The sequence below is a fragment of the Paenibacillus sp. BJ-4 genome (assembly GCF_020404765.1).
Lineage (GTDB): Bacteria > Bacillota > Bacilli > Paenibacillales > Paenibacillaceae > Paenibacillus.
In genome coordinates this window covers 91,273-115,356 of sequence record NZ_JAIVEM010000027.1, presented here as the reverse complement: position 1 = coordinate 115,356, position 24,084 = coordinate 91,273, and the positions used below count along the sequence as shown (strand labels likewise).

20 protein-coding genes and 2 pseudogenes are annotated in these 24,084 nt (G+C 42.5%); 18 read left to right on the top strand and 4 right to left on the bottom strand.

All coding sequences use genetic code 11. The features are described from left to right. Positions 1-24: 24 nt before the first annotated feature. From LCF57_RS05530 to LCF57_RS05480, 11 genes and pseudogenes are all read left to right on the top strand, one after another. A pseudogene (locus tag LCF57_RS05530) lies at positions 25-449 on the top strand (MaoC family dehydratase). Between the two features lie 503 nt (positions 450-952). Further along, on the top strand, positions 953-1,972 hold the full coding sequence (locus tag LCF57_RS05525; protein WP_225999804.1) for a hypothetical protein: 1,020 nt from the start codon (positions 953-955) through the stop codon (positions 1,970-1,972). Positions 1,973-2,581: 609 nt separating this feature from the next. Then, complete coding sequence (locus LCF57_RS05520) at positions 2,582-3,154, top strand: TetR/AcrR family transcriptional regulator (protein ID WP_225999803.1); 573 nt, start codon at positions 2,582-2,584, stop codon at positions 3,152-3,154. 284 nt (positions 3,155-3,438) lie between these two features. Further along, positions 3,439-4,197 (top strand): SDR family NAD(P)-dependent oxidoreductase, encoded by a 759-nt coding sequence (locus tag LCF57_RS05515; protein ID WP_225999802.1) that lies wholly within the window; start codon positions 3,439-3,441, stop codon positions 4,195-4,197. 39 nt (positions 4,198-4,236) lie between these two features. After that, the gene (locus LCF57_RS05510; RefSeq protein ID WP_225999801.1) at positions 4,237-5,307 is read left to right on the top strand and encodes an alkene reductase; all 1,071 of its coding nucleotides are present in this window, start codon (positions 4,237-4,239) and stop codon (positions 5,305-5,307) included. A 94-nt stretch (positions 5,308-5,401) separates the two neighbouring features. Then, on the top strand, positions 5,402-6,400 hold the full coding sequence (locus tag LCF57_RS05505; protein WP_413232183.1) for an NADP-dependent oxidoreductase: 999 nt from the start codon (positions 5,402-5,404) through the stop codon (positions 6,398-6,400). A 50-nt stretch (positions 6,401-6,450) separates the two neighbouring features. Continuing rightward, positions 6,451-7,029, top strand: a complete 579-nt coding sequence (locus LCF57_RS05500; protein WP_226000007.1) for a TetR/AcrR family transcriptional regulator — start codon at positions 6,451-6,453, stop codon at positions 7,027-7,029. Positions 7,030-7,125: 96 nt separating this feature from the next. After that, a pseudogene (locus tag LCF57_RS05495) lies at positions 7,126-7,488 on the top strand (SDR family NAD(P)-dependent oxidoreductase); the annotation flags it as partial. Between the two features lie 75 nt (positions 7,489-7,563). Then, positions 7,564-8,568 (top strand): hypothetical protein, encoded by a 1,005-nt coding sequence (locus LCF57_RS05490; RefSeq protein WP_225999798.1) that lies wholly within the window; start codon positions 7,564-7,566, stop codon positions 8,566-8,568. Between the two features lie 472 nt (positions 8,569-9,040). Next, a complete protein-coding gene (locus LCF57_RS05485) occupies positions 9,041-9,439 on the top strand; it encodes a MarR family winged helix-turn-helix transcriptional regulator (protein ID WP_225999797.1) in 399 nt (132 codons plus the stop codon). Between the two features lie 39 nt (positions 9,440-9,478). Then, on the top strand, positions 9,479-10,711 hold the full coding sequence (locus tag LCF57_RS05480) for an epoxide hydrolase family protein (protein WP_225999796.1): 1,233 nt from the start codon (positions 9,479-9,481) through the stop codon (positions 10,709-10,711). 227 nt (positions 10,712-10,938) lie between these two features. On the opposite strand, the gene LCF57_RS05475 is transcribed toward LCF57_RS05480, so the two are convergent. After that, positions 10,939-12,297: an amino acid permease gene (locus tag LCF57_RS05475; protein ID WP_225999795.1), complete on the bottom strand. Its 1,359-nt coding sequence runs from the start codon at positions 12,295-12,297 to the stop codon at positions 10,939-10,941. 556 nt (positions 12,298-12,853) lie between these two features. On the opposite strand from LCF57_RS05475, the gene LCF57_RS05470 reads away from it, so the two are divergent. Beyond that, entirely contained in the window at positions 12,854-13,819 is a 966-nt protein-coding gene (locus LCF57_RS05470; protein ID WP_225999794.1) for a bile acid:sodium symporter family protein, read from the top strand. Between the two features lie 208 nt (positions 13,820-14,027). Here LCF57_RS05470 and rpoN read toward each other — a convergent pair whose 3' ends face one another. Continuing rightward, complete coding sequence (gene rpoN, locus LCF57_RS05465; RefSeq protein ID WP_225999793.1) at positions 14,028-15,347, bottom strand: RNA polymerase factor sigma-54; 1,320 nt, start codon at positions 15,345-15,347, stop codon at positions 14,028-14,030. A 250-nt stretch (positions 15,348-15,597) separates the two neighbouring features. Between rpoN and LCF57_RS05460 the strand changes: the two genes are divergently transcribed. From LCF57_RS05460 to manZ, 5 genes are all read left to right on the top strand, one after another. After that, a complete protein-coding gene (locus LCF57_RS05460; RefSeq protein ID WP_225999792.1) occupies positions 15,598-18,390 on the top strand; it encodes a sigma-54-dependent transcriptional regulator in 2,793 nt (930 codons plus the stop codon). A gap of 199 nt (positions 18,391-18,589) precedes the next feature. Next, on the top strand, positions 18,590-19,009 hold the full coding sequence (locus tag LCF57_RS05455; RefSeq protein WP_225999791.1) for a PTS sugar transporter subunit IIA: 420 nt from the start codon (positions 18,590-18,592) through the stop codon (positions 19,007-19,009). 2 nt (positions 19,010-19,011) lie between these two features. Next, on the top strand, positions 19,012-19,500 hold the full coding sequence (locus LCF57_RS05450; RefSeq protein WP_025682751.1) for a mannose/fructose/sorbose PTS transporter subunit IIB: 489 nt from the start codon (positions 19,012-19,014) through the stop codon (positions 19,498-19,500). A 31-nt stretch (positions 19,501-19,531) separates the two neighbouring features. Then, entirely contained in the window at positions 19,532-20,302 is a 771-nt protein-coding gene (locus LCF57_RS05445; RefSeq protein WP_225999790.1) for a PTS mannose/fructose/sorbose transporter subunit IIC, read from the top strand. 11 nt (positions 20,303-20,313) lie between these two features. Further along, positions 20,314-21,156 carry a PTS mannose transporter subunit IID gene (gene manZ / locus LCF57_RS05440; RefSeq protein WP_269744422.1) on the top strand — a complete coding sequence of 281 codons (843 nt, stop codon included), beginning with the start codon at positions 20,314-20,316 and terminating at the stop codon, positions 21,154-21,156. 295 nt (positions 21,157-21,451) lie between these two features. Here the strand turns inward: manZ and LCF57_RS05430 are convergent, their stop codons facing one another. Both LCF57_RS05430 and LCF57_RS05425 read right to left on the bottom strand, forming a co-directional pair. Further along, positions 21,452-22,471 carry a DUF4367 domain-containing protein gene (locus LCF57_RS05430; RefSeq protein ID WP_225999789.1) on the bottom strand — a complete coding sequence of 340 codons (1,020 nt, stop codon included), beginning with the start codon at positions 22,469-22,471 and terminating at the stop codon, positions 21,452-21,454. Beyond that, positions 22,432-23,022 (bottom strand): RNA polymerase sigma factor, encoded by a 591-nt coding sequence (locus tag LCF57_RS05425; RefSeq protein ID WP_225999788.1) that lies wholly within the window; start codon positions 23,020-23,022, stop codon positions 22,432-22,434. The genes LCF57_RS05430 and LCF57_RS05425 overlap by 40 nt, the downstream gene beginning before the upstream one ends. A 238-nt stretch (positions 23,023-23,260) precedes the next feature. Between LCF57_RS05425 and LCF57_RS05420 the strand changes: the two genes are divergently transcribed. Further along, positions 23,261-24,055, top strand: coding sequence for a Nif3-like dinuclear metal center hexameric protein (locus tag LCF57_RS05420; protein ID WP_225999787.1), 795 nt, complete (start codon positions 23,261-23,263; stop codon positions 24,053-24,055). The last annotated feature ends 29 nt before the right edge of the window (positions 24,056-24,084 follow it).

The following is a 24,084-nucleotide window of genomic DNA, read 5'->3' as shown; positions in this document are numbered from 1 at the left end:
TATGAAAACAAGAAGGTGTAATAAATGCGGTTTGAAGAATTTTATATTGGACAAGAATTCAAAACCAAGTCATTGAAATTGTCCAAGGAGGATATCACCAGATTTGCGTCTGAATTTGATCCACAATATATGCACTTAAATGAGGACAAAGCGAAACAGGGGAGATTTAATGGAATCATAGCGTCAGGAATTCAAACTCTAGCAGTTTCGTTTAAACTTTGGGTGAGACAGGTAATTATGGAGATGAGGTCATTGCAGGGACTGCTATGAACAATATCAGATTTATAAAGCCTGTATATCCAGGAAACGAGTTGTATACACTTGTGAAGGTCACTGAACTGAAGGAGAAACGAAATGAATCAGGATTAGTAACTGTTTTACTAACAACTTTTAATGAGAAAGAGGAGGTAGTGTTTGAAGGGGATTTGACAGTTTTAATAAGAAAATAAGACAGACAGTCAATCGGGGGTTTTTGTGTTTGAATAGTTAATGAGCACAACAAACATTTTTAAAAACAAGCAATGCTGGTTCAGTATTGCTAAACCTGCTATTGTTCTCTATGAAGTGTCTAAAAGTTAGCACTCCGAAGGATTTAATACCCAATCGAAATCAATGCTATAAATTACTACAAAAACGTTAGATCAAAACACCGAAGGAGCAGTCATGCCAGTCGGCAGCGCTGCTCCTTTTTGTTAAGCTAACGGGCAGGATAGCACTCATATACGTATACTCAAGATTATGTAAAATTATATTTAAGTGGTATAAATATCATACCCTCTATAATTAGGGTGATGCTTAATATTGGATCTTATAAATATATCATTAAGTCAACTAAAAGGGATAAGGCGTACCATGACGAAAAAAAAACAAAAAGGTTGACCCAGGAATCGAGTTTGATACTTCCGTAAATAATGAAATTCTTAACAAACTTAAGAGTAAGCATAGTAAATGCATGCACGCAGGTTGCAATGCTTTTGCTATTTCATCACATTCAATTTCTCAAGCTATTTCGTTGCGTGAAATTGCAAAGAATGGAATATTACTGACTCCAAAATCTGAAAGGAATTACCCTGATAAGAAATATTACATTGGAGATATCGGATATAAAGATGCTTCTACTTTCATGGGTTTTTGCGGGAATCATGATACAAAGTTATTTCATGAATTAGATAGCCATTCAATACAAACATATATGGACATCGTGACTCAACTTTATAGATCAATTAGTTACAATTACTCAATTAGTAGTGCATATTTGATTGCTCAAACACGCGTTTTGGAAAAACTAATAAATACCTATGAAAATGTAGTAATGAACGCTATGCATAAAAATTGCAGTATGCTTTCTAGACTGGAAAATCTTCAAACGCGTTTATCTGATTTAATGCAAATAGATAAAATTAAACTAGAAGTAAAAGATCCATTTTCAGTTAATACAATTCAAATCTCCAATATAGGTATCTATTATAAAAAGTTAAGCTTCCAAGTGCCTATTGCGATAAACACAAAGTATATGTACCGTTTAGGCAATGAAGAGTTTGAATTATTTGTTATTAATATACCGTATAAAGATTGTACAGATTTTTTGGTTATGTTTGATTATAAATATTTAGAATATTTCGCCTCTTTTTTGGATTATATTTTTAGCTCGGATATCAATATTTTAAATTACATTGAAAGAGTGATCGTTTCATCAGAAGATTGGTGGTTAAATCCTGAAATATTCGAGCATTATTCCGATTTAAAAAAGAGAATTATTCAAGAAGATCTATTTTTTTTATTTGGGAACGAAAAATATTATGATATTTCTATTTTTGATGAAATACGGTTATCGTTAATCTCAGATGACCCTAAATTTGATCAAGAACGTGAGAAAATTACGTTACTCCCTGAGAGAGAACCATTCGAAAAAAGAAAAAAAGAAATTCAGCAAAAGATGTCTGCAACGGTACTTCGATTGTTTGAGCAATAAGAAAGCTTAAATTATCTTGGGAGCGCCATAAATTATTCCGATAGACAAAGGACGGTGATACGTCCTTTTTTCTGTTCCTGATGTCCAAAGAAAATAAAGTATTAGGCTGACGTTGTTTCATTAAGCTAACGGGAAACTTTAGTTAAATAGCCTCAGTCTAAAACCTCTTAGTTGAAGCAAACTAGAATTAATTTATCTTAAATCTATGCTCAACTACGCGGAGAACGACGGAGAGAACTATATCGCCGATTCTTTTAGCCTGTGTTAGCGGCGGAATCACATTAAAAGATCTGCCGCTATTCAACTATTGGGCATGATAGCTTAATAAAATCATGGCTTTACACAAGCTCATTCAGCAAATGAGTAACTGTGTGAAACGCACGCTAAGAAAAGCGATATCCTTTTGAGCTGATATCCTGGATGCGGTCAATGACCTTGGATACTCTGGAAAAAAGGCTGCATGCCTGATTAGCTGCAAACATGCCATATGGCTTTAAAAATTCACGCAGAGTAAAATCAAACGCTAAGTGACTTGATTGTATTCATTTTATTATTTCCAGTTTGCCGAACAATCACTAAAATGTATAATGATTATTCGAGGTGATGACGGTGGCAAGATCCAAAGAGTTCGAAGTTAATGAAGTATTAGATAAAGCAATGCATCTGTTCTGGACACAAGGATATGAGAAAACTTCGATGCAAGACTTGGTTGAGTCTATGGGTATTCATCGAAAAAGTATATATGATACCTTTGGTGATAAGCATGCCTTGTTTATGAAAGCTCTAGAACGATATGAAACGAAGCAGACCAGCAAAATGAAATACCTTATAGAAAAACAAAAATCAACCAAACAAGTAATCCGTGAGATGTTTATGTCGACTGTAAGACACGAAGGAGAACCACGAGGGTGTTTTATCGTCAATTCAGGCGTGGAACTGGGTGTATTGGATTCCGAAGTTTCATCCTTGGTTAGCGAGAGCTATACCCGAACGGAGGAATTCTTGACCAGCCTTATTCTGGAAGGGCAACAAACTGGTGAGATCAAGCTTGATCTTGACCCGGTAGTTATTTCTCATTATTTAATGAATGCTTGGTTAGGACTGCGTACTTTAATTAAGACCTCAACAGATCAACAAAAATTAATGAATATTATTGATATGACACTATTTGTTTTAGAATAAAATGGATTACAACAACTCACCTTAATAAGGACTGGCTGTTTTCATGATACAAGTTCTTACCCATCTAATTTAACAAAGAACTTGTATCACTTCAAGAAATCAAGAGACGTTGTTCTCAAATTAAAAGGATAGTGATAAAAATAATTCTTTACTGTTCGTTCTAGAACTGATATCATAACAGCAAGTTAGATCTAACAGTTTTTTTGCACAATATAGAACGATCGTTCTAAATAAGTTTCATGATCTTATATACATTAATCTGCAGGACAGAAGGAGAGAATATGGTGAAATACACAGTGATTACAGGAGCAAGTTCCGGAATTGGATATGAGACGGCATTGGCATTTGCAGCACGAGGTAAGAACTTGATTTTGGTAGCGAGAAGATTGGATAAATTGGAAGAGCTTAAATCCACTATTCAGAGTATTGATCCTAAAATAAATGTTATCGTTCATACAAGTGACCTGTCTGTTACAGCAGAAGCGTACGCACTGTATAACGATTTGAAGGAATATCAAATCGAGACTTGGATTAATAATGCTGGGCTTGGAGACAGCTCCTTCATTGCTAATCAGAATTTGGATAAAGTGGAGACGATGCTGCGTGTTAACATTGAATCCTTGACCATCCTTTCTACACTGTATGTGGGAGATTACGCAGATGTCGAAGGCACTCAATTAATTAACGTATCTTCAGCGCTTGGATATGCAATCGCTGTTGGTAGTGTTGCTTATTCTGCATCGAAATACTACGTTAGTGCCTTCACGGAAGGGCTTGCTAAAGAACTGGAACTGAAAGGTGCAAAACTAAAAGCGAAGATCCTGGCACCAGCGATAACGGAAACGGAATTTGTGAAAAAATCAATAGATACTGAAGATTTTGATTACAAGGCAAATATGCCCAAGTACCATACAGCTAAAGAAATGGCGGGCTTCATGATCGATCTGTATGATCGTAACGAGGTGGTAGTAGGGATTGTAGATCAGAACTATGATTTCCATCTGAGAGGTTCAATCTACCCAATCATTTCAGAATTGAACTAATACATTTGTTAAATATTATTTGAAGAGGAGTGTATTTAATTGGAAAAGGTATGGAGTAAAACGAAAATTGGCAACATGGAATTGTCCCATCGACTAGCGATGGCCCCCATGACACGCAGTCGAGCACAAGAAGATGGTACACCGGGGGAGCAAGCTGCACTTTATTATGCTCAGCGTGCAACCATGGGACTCCTAATTACGGAAGGTACACAACCTTCTGATGATGGACAAGGTTACTTGTGGTCACCTGGCATTTATACCGATAAGCATATTGAAGGATGGAAAAAGGTTACGGATGCTGTGCATGAAGCTGGTGGATATGTATACATCCAATTAATGCATGCGGGTCGCATGTCACATCCAGACAATACCCCCCACCATCGTCAACCTGTTGCGCCCTCTGCCATCGCACCTGGTGTAGAAATGTTCACGGCTACTGGGATGCAGGATATCCCCGTTCCGCGGGAATTGAGTAAAGAGGATATTCAAATGACCATCGTCGATTACCGAAAAGCAGCAGCAGCGGCGATTAAAGCAGGTGCGGATGGCGTCGAAATTCATGGAGCCAATGGATATCTGATTAATCAATTTTTCGGAGAAAATTCGAATACACGTACAGATGAGTATGGAGGATCTATACAAAATCGTGTTCGCTTCGCGATCGAGGTCACAAAGGCCATCGTCGAAGAAATTGGAGCAGAACGAACAGGCTTCCGTATTTCACCAGGGACACCTCTTGGTGGAATTCAGGATGGTGAACAAGGTCCTGAACTTTATCGTTATCTTGTAAAGGAATTAGCTGATTTGGATCTAGCTTACCTTCACGTCATGCATCTTGGTAATGAACCGCTGCTCCAAGACATTCGCGAAATCTGGCAGAATCCATTGTTGGTCAATCGGGCTGGAAGAGCTCTGGAGGATCTCACTGTGGATATAGATCATGGTCTCGCTGATGTGGTACCTGTAGGGGTATGGTCTTTAGCCAATCCGGATTTAGTTGAACGACTTCAAAAAGGGGCGCCACTAAATGAAGCAGATCCCACAACATTCTTTGGTTTGGGGAGCAAAGGTTATACAGATTATCCAACGTTGAAAGAACAAAAGTTGTAAAAGGAGATACACTAGCATAAAGCATGAAACGTGGCGTACAACTGAACATTGTACGCCATGTTTATAGTCTATTAGCAAAGGAAGAAGATGAATGATGAGAGCAGCCCAAATACAGAAATACTCCAAAGAAATCCAAGTGGAAATAAATAATGTCGATATACCACAGATCCATAGTCGTGAGGTCCTTGTCAAAGTAAAAGCAGCGGGTGTAAATCCACTGGATATTATGAATATGAACGGCAGCGTTCGGATGATTGCCGACTATAAGTTACCTTTAACTTTAGGGAATGAGCTATCTGGTGTGATTGAAGCAGTCGGTGATGAAGTTTTGAATTTTAAAGTGGGAGATTCTGTTTATACAAGGTTGCCGCTGAATAAAATTGGTGCTTTTGCTGAATATGCGGCTGTCCATGAAGATGCTTTATCCATAATGCCTGAGAATTTATCTTTTATTGAAGCTGCTGCGGTACCCCTTACTGCATTGACTGCGTATCAAGCATTGCATGATGTACTTGGAGCCGAGCCGAATAAAAAGCTGTTCATTCCTGGAGGAACCGGAGGATTCGGTGCGATGGCCATTCCCATTGCCAAGTCCATGGGATTAACGGTTATTACAAGTGGCAGCGAAAGAGGCCGATCACGTACACTGTCGATCGGAGCAGATCAGTTCATCAATTATAAGACAGAGAATTATCTGGACATCCTGTTCGATATCGATTATGTCATCGACACCTTAGGTGCCGATGAGATCAAAGCTGAACTGAGCATTTTGAAACCACATGGAAAATTAGTTTCTTTGAAAGCGGGACCCAATTATCGTTTTGCAGTGGACAGTAAACTTCCGATGTGGAAAAGAGCATTGTTTGGTCTCGTGGGTGCTCGCCTGGATTCCTTAGCGCGTAAGAATCAAAAAGAATATCGCTTTTTATTTGTGCATTCCAGCGGGAGTCAATTGCAAGAAATCACAATCCTTGTAGAAAAAGAAGGTATCAAGCCCTCAATTGATTCAACGTATAAATTTGATGACATTGAAAGTGCATTGATTAAAGTGTCGGCGGGTCATTCCCAGGGCAAAGTGATTCTTACCTTTTAAATACAATTAAGGTGTTTCCATGATGGTTTTTCTGAACAGGAGGGACCCAAATAGTGAGAAGCAAAGAATTTGAGGAGTCTGTTGTGTTAGAAAAAGCGATGAGACTTTTTTGGAAACAAGGATACGAGAAAACATCCATGGCCGATCTGGTTGAGCATATGGGAATTCACCGTAGAAGCTTGTATGACACATTTGGCGACAAATATACGCTCTTTCTAAAGTCAGTAGATCTTTATAATCAAAAAATTAGTACCACTCTTGCAGCAGGGGTAAAGCGCTCCAAAACAGCAACGGAAGCACTTCAGTGTATTGTTGGCTTTTTGATTCATGGAGAAGAGAATCCGGGTTCAGGCTGCTTAATCGTGAATTCAACGGTGGAATTAGCGGCGCTTGATGACGACATCAATACCCGATCGATGGAGATGTTTGCGAATACGGAGAAACTATTTGAGGACATTATTTTGTGGGGACAGCAAAGAGGTGAATTCACAACCGAGTATAGCGCTGAGGCATTGGCAGAGTATCTGCATAATGTAGGGGTTGGGCTGAGGGTGATAGCCAAGACTTCTATTTCCAAAGAGAAACTTCTTCGTATAACGAATCTATCCATGCAGCTTATACTAATATAACCGTTTAACTTGAACTTTCTAGAATAATCATTCTAATAATGTTATAACATCATTCCAGATGGATAAAATTTCACCAAAAGGAGAGGCAGGCACCAAATGAGAAAAACAGTTTTAATCACAGGGGCATCGGGCGGGATTGGTAAAGAGTTAGCAGATCGATTTGCCAAAGGTGGACATAATATTGTGCTGGTAGCTCGTAGCGAGGGTAAAATATTGGATCTTGCACAGGAGTATCAGAAAAAATATGGCATTCAGGCGACGGTTATTGCCAAGGATGTAGCGGCAACTGGGGTACCACAGGAGATTTTCAACGAGCTTCAGGAAAAGGGAATTATTATTGACTACCTTGTCAACAATGCGGGTTTCGGTCTGTGTGGGACATTTATGGAGACGGATATAGAACAAGAAATCAATATGATTGACGTAAATATCAAGGCTCTAACCGTTATGACGAAACTGTGACGAAAAAAATTACAAAATGAATATAATATTTCTTCTGTAAAAGTGAGTCGATCAAAAATTTCTAGGGATCTGTTGAAAGGCATTGATTTTTGTAGTTGTCCTCAATGTGGTCAAGATTTAAGTCAACGAGCGAAAACTGAAAGTACATGTTCACTATGTACACAACCAATTAATGAGTCTACAGACACAGAGGAACTTGAGCTACTTAAAGCAGATCTAAAAGTTAGACAAAGTGAGCTAAAGGATTCTATACAGAGGCTTGAAAGACAACTTAATGCAGTCGAAAAGGAAAGAGCTTTACTTATACAGAATAAAGTTGATTTAGACTCTAGAATAACGGAGTTGGATCAAGAGTATGATTCATCTTTTCTGGCAAAAGCACGAGAAATAGAAAGACAGATAGGTGAGTATGAGGGGAGAAGGAAGGAGTTGCTCAATTTACTCCCACTGCCTAACAGAGTAGAGGAAGTGTACTTAGAAGTTGCTAAACTAGCAAAAGAAGAAGAAAAATTAAAGAACGAGTTGACAAATGCAAGACGCCATGCAGAAATGGATGCATCTAACTTAAAAGAATTAAAGACATTTTTTATTGAAAACCTATCAATAGTAGGCTTTCCAGGGATAGAATCTAATGACTATATTGAGATCAATACGTCAGATTTTATTCCAAGAATAACACGATTTGGAGAAGGTGAATTATTTACTACGGAATTTGCTAATCTGGGTAGCGGGGGAAAGAAAACAATATTTAAATGCTGCTACGTTTTAGCAATTCATCGACTAGCAGCAAAAAAGAAAATTCAGTTACCTTCGTTCCTAATGATCGATACACCAATGAAAAATATTAGCGAGAGAGAAAATCGCGATATATTTGAGGGTTTTTATAAATTGATTTATCAATTGTATTCAGATGAGTTATCAAACAAGCAACTTATCATTGTGGATAAGGAATTTTTCAGCCCTGCGGATACTGAGTACGAAGATTTCTATGATGATGTGAATAACATATTTGTAAAACATATGACTCCAGATGACCCAGAAAATCCACCATTGATTCAATATTACCGAGGACATTAAGATCATTGTAAAGATGATTGTGTCAGTTAATACTGAAGAATTAGCAACTAATCTCATTCATAATTGTAATATGTCTCAATTAGAGATTGTAAAAAACGTCGGAAAGGGCATTTTTTAGTGTCAATTATAATGGATACTCACAAGCACATATCGTTCTGACACTCGAGAAGGTACTGGTACAGATGGAGCAGGAAATGACGGCGAAATACATGCTCACAGGCTCTACGAACGATGTGGCTATATGTTTACAAAGGAGCAAAAAAATTATATAAAAAAGTTCAAATAAAACATATTCATCACGAAAATTAGATATCTCTGATTTGAATTTTTAGAGCCAGTAGCTATAGAATTTTATGCTACTGGCTATTTTTATAAATGCTAATTATATTAGAAACTTATATAAATTAATGATATAATTTTTGACATGGAACCTAAAACTCATACTACCGATCTCAATGTCGCCGATTTTACCATGGTGATCGAAGACCTGACGAGGATACTCATTCGGTTGCCATCTATTGAAAAACTAAGCTTCACTACGCTTTCTGTTCTACACACATTGTCTCGCAGGAGCCCCATGCGACTTACTGAGCTGACAGCTACTGAGCAAGTTACGCAGTCGGCAATTACACAGTTGGTGATCCGACTTGAACGAGACGGACTTGTCGAGCGTCGACCAGATCCGAATGATGGACGAGTGGTTCAAGTACATATTACCGCACTGGGCGCAAATGTTATTGACTCGCGTCGTTTGGATCGCATGGCGCAGCTCTCAAAATTCATTGAAGGGCTCGCATTGGAGGAAAAACAGGCCATTGCATCCGCATTACCCGCATTGAAGCGTCTGGTCGAACTTGAAAATGAATCGTAGTCGCAGTTAGTGCATCCATTCGAACAAGGAGGAACACTTATGACAACAGCTCCTTTCGTACTTGAACCTAGTCCGATCTACGTATCGGATGAGTTACTCGCTGATCTTCAAAATCGTCTAAATTCCACTAGATGGCCTCTCGATGCCGGTAATGATGACTGGTTTTACGGCGTTAGTCGAAACTATCTTGAGGGACTTGTCGACTACTGGATTAACAAGTTTGACTGGCGCAAATCCGAGAAAGCGATTAACGCCTACGAGCACTATAACGTCAATGTTGACGGAGTTCCTGTGCACTTTATGCGTAAACCAGGCATTGGGCCCAATCCTACACCCTTAATCCTCTCCCATGGTTGGCCTTGGACATTCTGGCATTGGTCTAAAGTTATTGATCCATTAGCAGACCCTGGTGCATTCGGGGGCGACCCGGCTGAAGCCTTCGATGTAATTGTACCCTCACTTCCAGGGTTCGGATTTTCGACTCCACTTCCAAACAACCCGGACATGAACTTTTGGAAAATTGCCGATCTCTGGCATACACTCATGGCTGATATTCTCGGCTACGATAAATACGCGGCAGGGGGATGCGATGTAGGCGCTCTCGTGACGGGTCAACTGGGACACAAATATAGTGATGAGCTCTACGGGATTCATATCGGGTCTGCTCAAAAACTGAGCTTGTTTAACGGAGACCGCGCTTGGGATCTAGCCGGAGGCCGTCCCCTTCCCGACGACCTTCCTGAGAAAATCCGAACGGAGATTTTGAAGTTTGATCATCGTTTTGCATCGCATCTCGCCGTGCACGTTCTTGATCCCAGCACACTGGCCTACGGACTGAGTGACTCTCCAGTGGGAATGCTCGCATGGATCTTAGAACGATGGGCCAGATGGAGTGACAATAAAGGTAGCATCGAGAATGTCTTTTCGAAGGACGATATCCTTACACACGCAACCATCTTCTGGGTTAACAACGCCATCGAAACCTCAATGCGCGTCTATGCGAACGCAAACCGCTATCCATGGACACCCGCTCATCATCGCTGGCCTGTCATTGAGGCACCAACGGGTATAACCTTCGTGGGCTACGAAAATCCGCCGGGTATCACGACCGAAAATCGCGTACAAAATTTTCTCGACAGTGATCGTGCTCCTTGGTATAACCATGTCAACATCACTGCCCACGAACATGGGGGACACTTCATCCCCTGGGAGATTCCGGACAAGTGGGTCGAGGATCTGCGCCGAACTTTTCGTAGCATGTCATATCACTGATCTAGCTTGGAAGGCGATTATAAGAGCGTAACAATTTATTAGAGAAAATACCTCGCTTACCCGAATCCTTGTAGGGCAGTGCTATAAAGACGCTGTGCATTCAATTCTAGAATGGCTGCAGAGATTTTGAGATGTAGAGGAGTCTTCAGCCTCTATAGAAGCAGTAAAGCCGCCCAATCCAGTTGGGCGGCTTTACTCTACAACAAATTTATATGTTACTGATATTACTATTCACTCGAACTCCAGCTTTTTTTCTTGAGCAAATAGATTGCAGCTACCAGAATGAACCACACCGGTGTAACAAATAGCGCCACTCTCGTGTCCTCGGCCAATGCCAAGATGACCAGAACGAAGACAAGAAAAGCCAGCACAATATAGTTAGACAGCGGGTACAGCGGCAGCTTGAATGTGTTGAGGCGGGCCAGCTCAGGCCGCGTGCGGCGGTATCTCAGATGGCTGATTATGGTGATTCCCCAGACAAAAATAAAGCAAACGGTCGATACACTCGTAATCAGGGTAAATACCCCCTCAGGCATTACATAGTTCAGGATAATCGCGATCAGAATAACGATACTGGAGAACAGCAACGCATTGGACGGAACCTTTCTGCTGTTCAGCCGACTCAACGAACTGGGAGCGTTGCTGTCCTTGGCCATGGAGAACACCATCCGGCTTGTACTAAAAATAGCACTGTTGCAGGCTGAAGCCGCAGATGTCAGCACAACAAAATTGACAATCCCTCCTGCTGCGGTAATACCAATGGCTGTGAATACCTGTACAAACGGACTTTCACCGGGTACAATCTCGTTCCACGGATAAATACTCATGATGATCAGCAGTGCGCCGATATAGAAGAGCAGGATCCGGATCGGGATATTATTGATAGCCTTCGGAATTACCTTCTCGGGGTCCTTGGTTTCTCCTGCCGTCAGTCCAACAAGCTCCATACCTACGAAGGCGAAAACCACCATTTGAAAAGAAAGCAGAAAACCATGAATCCCTTTCGGGAACATTCCGCCATGATTCCAGAGATTAACGAAGCTCGAAGGTCCCTTGGTAGTGGAGAAGCCTTTGACAATCATAAATAAACCGACGAGAATCAGAGCCAGAATCGCCAATACCTTGATCAGGGCAAACCAAAATTCCATCTCCCCGAACAGCTTAACCGTGGCCAGGTTCATAAGGAGCAGAATCACAAGGGCGATTAACCCCGGCATCCACTGAGGAATCTGCGGAAACCAATATTGAGTATACAGTCCGACCGCCGTCAGATCTGCCATCGCAATCGAAATCCAGCAGAACCAGTAGGTCCAACCGGTAATAAAAGCGGCCATATTCCCCAGATAGTCCTTTACAAAATCAACAAACGAATGATATTCCAAATTACTGAGCAGCAGCTCTCCCAATGCACGCATTAACAGGAACAGAACCATACCTGTAATGATGTAGGCGATCAGGATGGACGGACCTGCCAGATGGATCGATTTTCCTGCCCCGAGGAACAAGCCGGTACCAATAGCCCCTCCGATGGCCATCAGCTGTACATGCCTGTTTTTTAACCCCCGTGTTAACTTTTCTTCCTGCATGGAAACTCACCACTCTCTTTCTGTAAATACTTCCTATGGACTGAAAATTTTTATACCTTTCATATTATAATAATTTGACCAGAATACCTATCCTTAAGCTGAAATTTTTTCATACAAAAAAGCCCACCTTTCACGGTTAGGACTGGCCCCCGTTTGTGAGAAGGGCTCACAACACTGTACAAGTTAAGCGGCCAGTCGTCGGAAATCAATCGGCGACTGATTATTTGTTCGAAATGAAGGTTTATCTTGCCGTGAACAAAAATTACGCAATTGCATGTGTTTTTTATCAATCATAAACCATTAATTCCTTTAAAAACTAAATACAGAATTAAAACAAGTGAATAAACTTGCTTAATAAATATCATGACTTTATTCAATTTACCGAAATCAAAAGAAAACGAACTTGTTACTCGTTTTCTTTTTTATTTAAGGCAGCAGTCGAGTGGATTTAAGCAGGTGCTTACAAGAAGGATAAATGGACCGGGCGAAAACTCTCAGATCATTTACGAATCGGCGCTGCAAGGTCTATACTGTAGTATAAAAAAGGAAGTTATGTATGTTCAGAACGTTGAATCGTAGACTAAATGCAGCTATGCCGCTGATTACGCCCATCAGCATTCTAATTGGCGTCCTGATCGGTACGCCGTTGTCGGCCTACACCGGATTGTCCCCCTGGCTGTTTGCATTCATGACCTTTGCGGGTAGTATCAGCATGGGCTTCAAAGATTTTGTCCATGTGATGAAGCATCCCGGTCCGCTGATTGCCTGCCTGTTTATTCTTCATTTGGCCATGCCGCTGCTCGCCATGATGCTTGGGCATCTGTCTTTCGCAGCCGATCCTTATACGATTACCGGACTTATTCTTGGTGCAGCCATCCCTACGGGCGTCTCCAGCTTCGTGTGGGTTAACATCTACAAGGGTAATACGGCGCTGACGCTAGCCATCATTCTGATCGATACGATTTTGGCCCCGTTCGTCGTACCCGGCATTATGTCCGTGCTGATCGGAGCAGATGTACGCCTTGATACGTGGGGGATGATGCAGAGCCTCTTTTGGATGATTGTCGTTCCTTCGCTAATCGGCATGGTGTTGAACGAATGGACCCAGGGGAAGATCGAGCAGGTGTGGGGGCCTCGGCTGGGCCCGTTCTCCAAACTGGCTATGGCTCTGGTCGTGATGATTAACGGATCTGTAATCGCGCCCTATCTGGTCGATTTTAATCTAAAGCTTGTTGGGGTATGCCTGTCGATCATCGTTCTTGCCTCCACCGGATATGTGATTGGTTACCTGATCTCCAAGCTGATGAGGTGGAACGATGCCGACCGTACGGCGCTTGTCTTTAACGCCGGGATGCGCAATATTAGCGCAGGAGCCGTGCTTGCTATCACCTACTTCCCGGCTCCGGTAGCGCTGCCCGTGGTGCTCGGAATGATTTTCCAGCAATCCACCGCGTCTCTGGTCGGATTTTTGCTGAGCCGCCATGACCGAGGCAAGGCCAAGGGGCGGCAAATCGCCGCTTAGAAGGAAATTAATTTTTATATTGGACAATTGAATTTTTGACGATGCTGCTCTGTTAGTACTGAGCTTAGCAGGATGGTCCTATAAAAAATAGACAGCCATGAAGCTGTCTTTTTTTTATTTGATTTTGCTGCTTCTTAATATTCGTAACGGCTTGCTTCTGAGTAAAGGAACAGGGCTACAACCGATATGGTCACCGACCACTGAGGCTTTAATAAATTTTTCTCCTGCTAGAGGAAAGATATCCGAGCTCTTCCCGGTACTTGGCCACCGTTCTGCGTGATAGCTCCAGCCCTTCCTTTGCCAGCAGTTCTGTGATTACCTGATCCGAAAACGGTTTTTGCTTGTCTTCGCCGTCGATGAGCTGCTTAATACGCATTTTTGCGCTCTCCGATGAAGTGGCATCTCCGTCTTTCGATCCCAGGGCGGAGGTGAAGAAATATTTGAGCTCGAACAATCCACGGGGCGTCTGCATGTATTTGTTACTGACAGCCCGGCTGATCGTGGATTCATGCAAGCCGGTACTTTCAGCAATCTCTTTTTGGGTCATCGGTTTGAGATAATGAATGCCATGCTCGAAAAATTCCCGCTGCCTATCAACAATGGCTTGGGCTACACGCATCAGGGTCAGGCGGCGCTGCTCAAGGCTATGAATAAGCCATAATGCCGTATTCATCTTCTCATGTAGAAACTGCTTCTCTGCCCCCAACGCCTGCTCCCGGAGCATACGCTGGTAAAAAGGATTAATTCCGACGCGCGGGACTGTGATATCATTAACTGTCACAATGTAGCCGTTCTTGGATTTCTCTACCGAAATATCTGCTATGTGATACTGGTGTTCATATGGGGCAAATGCCGCTCCCGGACAAGGATTCAACTTGCGTATCTGGTCGGTGATTTGCTGCACCTCGCGAATGTTGATACCCAGAGCATCCGCGATTTTTTGTATGCGGTTACATGAAAGATTGACCATGTGATGTCGCACGATCTCTTCCAGGAAAACATCATCATTACCGGCATAACGCAGCTGCAAAAGAAGACATTCCTCCAGGCTGCGGGCAGCGATTCCTGCCGGTTCAAAGCCTTGGATCAGGGCGAGTATATTTTCAACCTCTTCAGTGGGGACGTCAAGTATTCCGGCAACTGTATTTACCTCCAACTCGAGGTAGCCTTTTTCATTTAAATTCCCAATAAGAAACATGGCAATCATCTGTTGTAGCTTGGATAACCCGCGGACCATCCCGAGTTGCGCTTTGAGATGTCTATATAAATTATCCGCAGGGTTAGAGACAAAATCCAGAAGATCTACCGGATTATCGTTTTTTCGTGGTGAATATTCTTCCTCTTTACTTATCCTTTTGATGGACATGTCAATCTCTGTCAAATCAATAATCGGATTTTCATCCGCTTGCTCATGAAGATAGGACATTAGATCGGCCGAAGAATATTGAAGAATCGTGATAGCTTGTCGTAATTCAGGAGTCATAACCAGCCTGAATGCTTGCTCTTGCTGTAATCCGTAGCGTATCATTTTATCTCAGCTCCTTGCTGGGCAACAATATAGCTTTTAATGAAACTTATTCGTGAAGCTAATGCAATTATACTGCCAACCTCTGATCTTAGAAAAGTAGTGAATGGAATAAGTTGAGTATGAATATTGGATGGATTCAATGAAGAGCGTACCAGATTACTTATTAACTTGTCAGTTTATTTTTTTGTAGAGGATTATTTCTTTTTTTATATACTAATTACATGAGAACTAGTCAGCCTGGGGGAATACTGTGAAACGAATTGATGCGATTTTAGAGTATATTGCTAATGGTACAAAGAAACTGTCGGTAGAGGCTTTGCTGGACGGTGGTGGAATTACGGCTGCGGAAATAGCCGATCATCAGAATATGCTGAGAAATAATGTAAGCAAGGAGCTTAATAGCCTGCTTCGTACCGACTTGATTATTAAAATCAAGGGAAGACCCGTCAAGTTTTTGCACAAGCAGGTAATCGAGGAGACCTTTAGAGTCCAGCTGAAAGAGAAACAAATCCAAGTCAACAGCATTAATGAAATATTGCTGCCTGGAGAGCAAGTCGATCCGTTTCACGCCTTAATCGGTTTCATGGGTAGTATGAGAAATCAGGTTGAGCAGGGAAAAGCGGCAATATTATATCCGCCGAAGGGCCTGCATACGCTGATTGTGGGGCAGACTGGCGTAGGAAAAACGATGTTCGCCAGGTTGATGTATAATTATGGAAAATATATGAAGCGGTTTTCAGAGCAAGCACCGTTTATCGTATTTAACTGCGCCGATTATTATAATAACCCTCAACTGCTGCTTTCCCACATTTTTGGTCATGTAAAAGGGGCATTTACGGGGGCTGATCGGGAGAAGGAGGGGCTGGTCGAGAAAGCTGATGGAGGCATCCTGTTTTTGGATGAGATTCATCGGTTGCCTCCAGAAGGTCAAGAAATGATATTTTATTTCATGGACACGAACAGCTATAACAAATTGGGCGAGTCGGAGCGCAAGCGGGAAGCGAATGTGCTGCTCATCGGCGCTACGACGGAAGATCCCGGCTCTTCCATGCTTAAAACCTTTATTAGACGGATACCGATTACGATCAACATTCCTTCCCTGCAGGAACGAACAGTTGAAGAGCGGTTTTTAATCCTGAAGCATCTCTTGGCAAATGAGGCCCATCGTGTGAACAAACCCATTAGGGTTGAATTGGAAACTGTAAAAGCACTGATTGGCAGCGTCACCTATGGCAATATCGGCCAGTTGAAATCGAACATTCAGCTAGTGTGTGCGAAAGGATTTTTGAACAGCATACATGAAAATAAGGAAGAAATTGAACTTGATTTTAAAATTTTGCCTGGAAATATCAAGGAAGGTCTATTTAATATGGGGAAAAACCGCAAGGAGATTGTCGAAATGGAAATGGTCAACTCCTCGCTGTATATTACTCCTGAAGGTAGCAAAGGAATGGATGAATCAGACGCTTCGGAACTGCCGTTCAACCTTTACAAATTGATTGAAGACAAAATAGGGATGTTGAAGGAAGAAGGGCTCGACGACAGCTTTATCAATAAGTTTATTACTACAGATGTCAATATTCATATTAAAAGCTTCTATAACCGATTTTATAACATCAAAGGAGGCCGGGAACGAATCCTTAAAATCGTAGGCAGAAATATCCTGGAATTCGCTGAACAGGTGCAGGAGATGGCTCAAACAGAACTGGGCAGAAAGTACAGCGACAGGTTTGTTTATGCCTTTAGCCTTCATTTGAGTGCCTTTTTAAAGCGAATCCGAGAGAAGAAATACGTCAGCAAACAAGTCTATGATCCGATTAATGATCAGGATGAAGAATACAGACTGGCCTTAATTATCAAGGATTTGATCGAGTCCAAGTTTGAAATCAGCGTACCCGATGCCGAGACTACCTATGTGGCGATCCTTCTAAAATCAGTGGAAGAGGAGCATCAAGGAAATGTGGGGATTATCGTAGCAGCACATGGCAACAGTACGGCAAGCAGTATCGTCGGTGTCGTCAATAGCCTGCTGGGAAGCTCAAATATTTGTGCCGTAGACATGCCTTTGGATGTTAGCCCCAGAGAAATCCTGGAGGTTATTATTGATAAAGTAAAGGACATTGATAATGGTAGAGGCGTATTGTTGCTGGTTGATATGGGCTCCCTGCTCAATTTTGAAGCAACCATTATGGAACGTGTCGGGATCAAGGTGAAGACTATTGATATGGTTTCAACTCCACTTACGCTGGAGGCTGTGCGAAAGGCCAGTATTTTTGATATGAATATAGATGAAATTTACCAATCTTTGAAGGACTTCCGTGGTTATAACAATGGAAACGCCGAAGTGAAAGCGGAGAAGGTTAGTAATAAGGTCATAGTGACGGTTTGTTCTTCCGGCAAAGGCGCCGCTGTCAAGCTGAAGGAGTTTGTGGAGAAGGTCGTGTACGACCTTACAGAAGAGAAAATTGTCGTTGTGCCGGCAAAGGTCAGGGAATTGGATAAAATGGTCAAGGATTTGCGGACCAAGCATACGATTGTTGCGGTGATTGGAGTAAAGCGGCCAAGCGAGTTGAATGTACCGTTTATTCCTTTGGAAAAATTGATCGAGGCCAGCGGTGAGCAGGCATTAAGAGAACTGTTGCTGAACAATCAACTGCCTGTTATGCATACTAACGAAAGCATCGTCGTTAGAGATCTATGTGAGGATACGCTAAAGGAGTTTATGACTTACCTGAATCCCCACAAAATCTTGGGGATTCTGATGAAATTTATCGAGCAGCTGGAACAGGAGCTGGAAGTCGATTTTCAATATGCAAAGAAAGTTCAGCTTGCCGTTCATACGGCCCATGCCATGGAACGAATGGTCATTGGAGAAGGGTTAATATATCAAGGGGATGTATCCTTGCTTGATCAGCGAGTCCTCGATGCGGTGAACCGTTCCTGCAATATATTTGCTTCCAGTATGAACATGAAGCTGACTAATGACGAAAAATATTATATTTGTGAAATCTTAAGCGAAGTATATAACTGCATTCCCGAGTAATGGCGTAAGTGTATAAAACGATGCTTGATGTGTATTAATTATGCGAATGAGGACAATAAGCAGGTGGTGAGAAAAGACCAAATCCCCGGAAAAGCCAGGGGGTTTGGTCTTTTTTTGATGATTGAACGAGTCATACAGAATTTTGGCACGAGACTTGCATATAAGTATAGGCGAAGGATGTAAGAAGGGGGTGAAACAAATGATAGGTGTTATTGTTGGCACACACGGAAAACTTTCCAAAGAGATCTTAAGATCCACGGAAATGATTTTCGGCCATCTGGATAATGTGGTGGGCGTGACGTTTGAGCCTGGTGAAAGCGTTAACGGACTTGTTGAGAAGTACAAAGCGGCATTGGAAACGATTGATTGGACGGACGGACTGATCTTTCTCGTCGATTTGTTTGGTGGCAGCCCTTATAATGCAGCTAGCAGGATTGTAGCCGGCTATGAAAAAATGGACATTGTAACAGGGGTAAACCTGCCAATGATCGTAGACCTGCTGACAAATAGAGGGCTGGAGAACGTGGAAAACCTGAGTGATCTGGCAATCCGTGCGGGTCAGGACTCGATGAAGTCTTTTCGTGTCATCCGGGACATACAAACAGAGGAGGAATTATAGGTATGGAAATTTCATTTGTTCGTATTGATGACCGTCTGATCCATGGTCAGGTAGCTACGGTGTGGGTGAAGGAAACGAAGTGTAACAAAATTATCGCCGTCAGCGATGAGGTCGCTGCGGATACGCTACGCAAAACCTTATTGTTACAGGTGGCACCGCCGGGAATTAAGGCTTATGTCGTCACGATTGCGAAAGCGATTGAGGCTTATAACAACCCTAAATATAACGATTTTAAGACCTTATTCCTGTTTACCAATCCGACTGATGTACTGCGGGTTGTAGAAGGTGGGGTACCGTTCACATCGGTAAATGTAGGTGGAATGTGCTTTAAAGAAGGTAAGACACAGATTACCGGAGCGGTGTCCGTAGATAAGCAGGATGTAGAGGCATTTCATAAATTGCACGAAAAGGGGATCGAACTGGAAATTAGAAAAGTGGCCAGTGATCCTAAAATCAATTTGATTAACAAGCTCCAGAATGTCCAGTTTTAACAGCAGGTTGGCATAAGAGAGGGGGTCAAACATGAGTGTTTTTGAAATTGTAATGGTAGCGCTGGTTGCAGCCATTTGCGGAATGGGCAGTGTTTTGGATGAAGGACAGACTCATCGGCCTATAGTTGCGTGTACACTGATTGGTCTGGTCTTGGGCGATCTTAAAACGGGCATTATTCTAGGCGGTACGCTGGAATTGATGGCTTTGGGCTGGATGAATGTTGGAGCGTCCATGGCTCCGGATGCGGCTTTGGCCAGTGTAGTCTCAACCATATTGGTTATTGTTGGACATCAGTCGATCGGTGCCGGAATTGCCGTTGCGATCCCGATTGCCGCTGCCGGACAAGTGTTGACCATTTTTGTTAGAACAATTACCGTGTTCTTTCAGCACCTGGCAGATAAATATGCCGAATCTTCAAATTTCAGAGGAATTGAATTATGTCACTTTATCGCCCTCCTGCTTCAGGGGTTGCGCGTCGCTCTGCCTGCCGTATTGGTGGCTATTGCAGCAGAAACCGGTCTGGTTACGGCTTTGCTTGATGCGATCCCGGAAGTCATTACAAAAGGGCTGCAAATTGCAGGAGGATTCATCGTCGTTGTCGGGTATGCCATGGTTATTAACATGATGGCAGCCAAATACCTGATGCCTTTCTTTTTCTTGGGCTTTGTCATCGCGGCATTTACAAGCATCAATCTGGTTGGCTTTGGAATCATGGGGGCGGTTTTGGCTCTGCTGTACATTCAGCTCAACCCTAAATATAGCCAACGAAAAGATCAAATGGGTGAAATTGAAGAGCTCTAAAGAAATTCCTAATGAAAGAGTGGGGTACTATGGAAGAAAAAAAGTTGACCAAAAGCGATCTAAACAAAATGTTTTTCCGTTCATGGTTCCTGCTGGGCTCGTTTAACTTTGAGCGTATGCAGTCGATTGGTTTTTGTGTCACCTTGATTCCGGCAATCAAGCGGCTATACAGCAAGAAGGAAGACCAAAAAGAAGCATTGAAGCGGCATCTAGAGTTTTTTAATACTCAACCGTTTATCTCTGCACCGATTATGGGTGTAACGGCGGCTATGGAGGAGCAAAAGGCGAATGGTCAGCCGATTGATAATGCTACCATAAGTGGAGTGAAAGTTGGCTTAATGGGACCTTTGGCCGGAGTAGGGGACCCTATTTACTGGGGAACGTTACGTCCCGTTCTGGCTGCGTTGGGAGCTTCCATTGCTTTGTCCGGGAGTGTTATCGGGCCTGTCCTCTTTTTCTTGCTCTTTAATGTTATTCGCCTGGCAACCAAGTGGTACGGACTGAAATACGGCTACCAAAAAGGGACGGAGATTGTGTCCGACATGTCCGGAAACCGTCTGCAAAAGCTTACGGAATCGGCCTCCATCCTAGGACTTTTTGTCATGGGCGCACTCGTATCGAAATGGACTACTCTGAATGTGCCACTGGAAGTATCCAGATATACCCGTTCCGATGGAGTAGAGGTAGTTACGACGATACAGATGATTCTGGATCAATTGATACCTGGTTTGTTACCTCTTTTGCTGACTTTCTTGTGCATGAGACTGCTCAAAAAGAAAGTGAATGCTATTGCTCTGATTTTTGCTTTATTCGCAATCGGAATTATTGGATACGCTCTTGGCGTATTGGCTTAAGCCCATTTGTAAAGTGATCCGGTCAAGTAGCCATCTCTGACCGGAAACCCGCTTTTTTAATTTGTAAACGCTTTAAATTTTACTGGTTAAAATATTCCATAATCTACAAGTGAACCTGCAAGCGTTCAACGATGATCGTGGAAGACTGATGGCCTGTTTGAAGCTGATACAAGCAACGACTCTATACCATAAATCACCACAGGCTCAATGATGGTTTTAAAGCCATCTTGAGCCTGTAAACTTTCATCCACATTCTCATGAAATAGGGAGAATTGTGATGACGATATTTACCAGATCAATGGGAGGTAAGGAGATCTTCTGCAATCTTCACTAAGTCCTGCTTGACCAATGGACTATTCGAATTGTCATAAATTTCGTAGAGCAAATGATGACTGTCATCTTTCCAGCCAAGTCGGTTTTTGCTTGTAATAGTTGACTGGCTTGTCTCACCCGATCTGATGTAATATGCCTCAGTTCCTTTAATCGTCAGCCTTTCAGCTGCATCTCGATCATTCTGAAAGACAGTCAGCTTGGAATCAGGCGTGAGTGTCCTGATGGAAATACTCACAGAGTCACTTCCATTCACGTACCGAGCTATGGTAAAGTCCGCCTTTTCCCAGTTCAGCTTCTTTATAAACAATTTTTCACCTGCGGGAGCGGTTTTGGACTTTTGGATAAGTTCATTCGTTAAAGTGCGGTATTCTGCATGGTCCAGCAATTTAGGATACATAAAGGCAGGATATACATATCCGTAATCGAAACGGTAGCCGTTCGGTAGATGGGATGGACTATCCAAGCGTGGTGCATGCGTCCGTTTAATTTCATTTTGCAGGCTGTTGAAACTGGAAAATTCCCCTTGTTTATATTCAAATTTGACCGGATTGGACCGATCTGCGTTATTCATAAAATCGTCCTTAATATAATAGGCGGCATATTCTCCCGGCTGAAGCTGGTCTTTGACCTGTTGGCTGTACGCATTCAGTAGCCGGGAATACGTCTTGACAAAATCCGTTGGTTCATCAGCTTTAGCTGTATTTAATATGATATTGCCCTTACTGTTACGAAATTCAAGGTATTGTGAAGCTGCATATCCGGTCATACAAGCACCCAAAACAAAGAACGAGACCATAGCAGAGACTGCGATACTGGGCCGTAGACCTTTGGCAAACAGCCTCGCTTTTCGTTGCTCCTTCTGATAGACCCGATCCATCACCTTGTCTGTGACATCAAACGCCTGGATTTTGGACGCTTTTGTCGGCAGCAAATCCATTTCTTTTATGCTTTCGTCTTGAACAGTGTGCTGAAATTCACGCATTCCTCTTCCTCCTTCATAGGGCTGATCATTTTCTTGAGCTTTATTTTCGTCCTGCTGTATTTTTTCTTGACTGCTTCCTGGCTTTTATTCATAATTTCACCGATCTCACCGAATGACTTTTCTTCAAAGATTCGCAGTACCAGCAGGCTCCGTTCTTCTGCTGTCAGTTTGTTCAGCGCCCGGCTGAGCGGCTCACTGAAAAGCTGGCTTTCTATAATCTGTGCAGCACTGTCAGTGGCGGTCATATTGTGGGTGAACAGCCCAAGCTTCAATGTTTGGTGCAATTTCTTTCGGCGAATCAAGTTCAAGCAATGATAATAAGCTATTTTATACAACCAGGACGAGAAGCTTACTGTCGGCTTGTACATGTTAATTTTCTCAAATGACTTGACCAGGATATCCTGAACGGCGTCCTCTGCTTCTTGTTCGTTGCCCAGAAGCCGCCAGCAGTACACCAGAATCTGATGCTGGTACTTTTTTACGATAAAAGCGTAATCCTGGACCTCGCCTGCCTGAACCCGTTTAATCCTGAATTCTATTTCTTCATCCAAATCCTTAAGCACCTCCTCTGTTCGGCATGATGTATATATGTATATAACAAGTGAAGCGAGTCCAAAGGGACACCTTTTCTATAAATACGTTGGAAGAGTTCTGAAATAAATATATAATACATACATTTATACTACAGCCGGCTCTCTAGAGCTGTTTTTTTTGCGAGAAAGAATGGCACCCATGATTGATATAAAATGGTATAATTGACGCATATTCTCCATGAGGAGGGACACCTGAATGACCATAACTATGGGACAGATTGTGAATCACCTGACCAGGGGAATAAATACACCCCATACGACCGTAGATCTGCTTAACCCAGGGCATGTGGATACTGAAGTGCAGGGAATTGTAACCGCTTTCTGTGCATCGCAGTATGTGATAGAACAAGCCATTTCTTTAGGTGTGAACTTTATCATTACGCATGAAGGTATTTTTTATAGCCACCAGGGTATGCAGGAATGCTTACGACATGACCCCGTTTTTCTGCAAAAATCTCGCCTGATTGCCGACTCAGGTCTAGGTATATATCGTTTTCATGACACGATACACCGTTATCAACCGGATGGAGTCATGATTGGGCTTCTTCGGGCGCTCGATTGGCAACCCTATGTAGTGAAATCATTGCCGACGGCCGCCATTTTGACGATTCCAGCGATGGAGGTTAAGGAGGCTGCCGAATATATCAAAGCCAAACTCCATATTCGTTATGTGCGAATAGCTGGAGAGCTTACCATGCCATGTGAACGAGTGGGGATCACGGTGGGATACAGGGGAGGTGGTGAGTTAGCTATTCCATTATTTCTAAATGAAAATGTGGATTTGATCATTGCCGGTGAAGGGCCAGAATGGGAAACGCCAGAATATGTGAAAGACGCTGCCTATCAGGGTCAAAATAAAGCCCTTATCATGTTAGGACATGCTGAAAGTGAAGCGCCTGGTATGAAATATCTCACTGATGAACTTTCCGCCCAATTCCCAATGCTCCCCGTTCACTTTGTTGAAGATCGTCCAGTGTTTCAAATCGTGTAGAAGCACATGTCGTTATATCCGTTCATCAA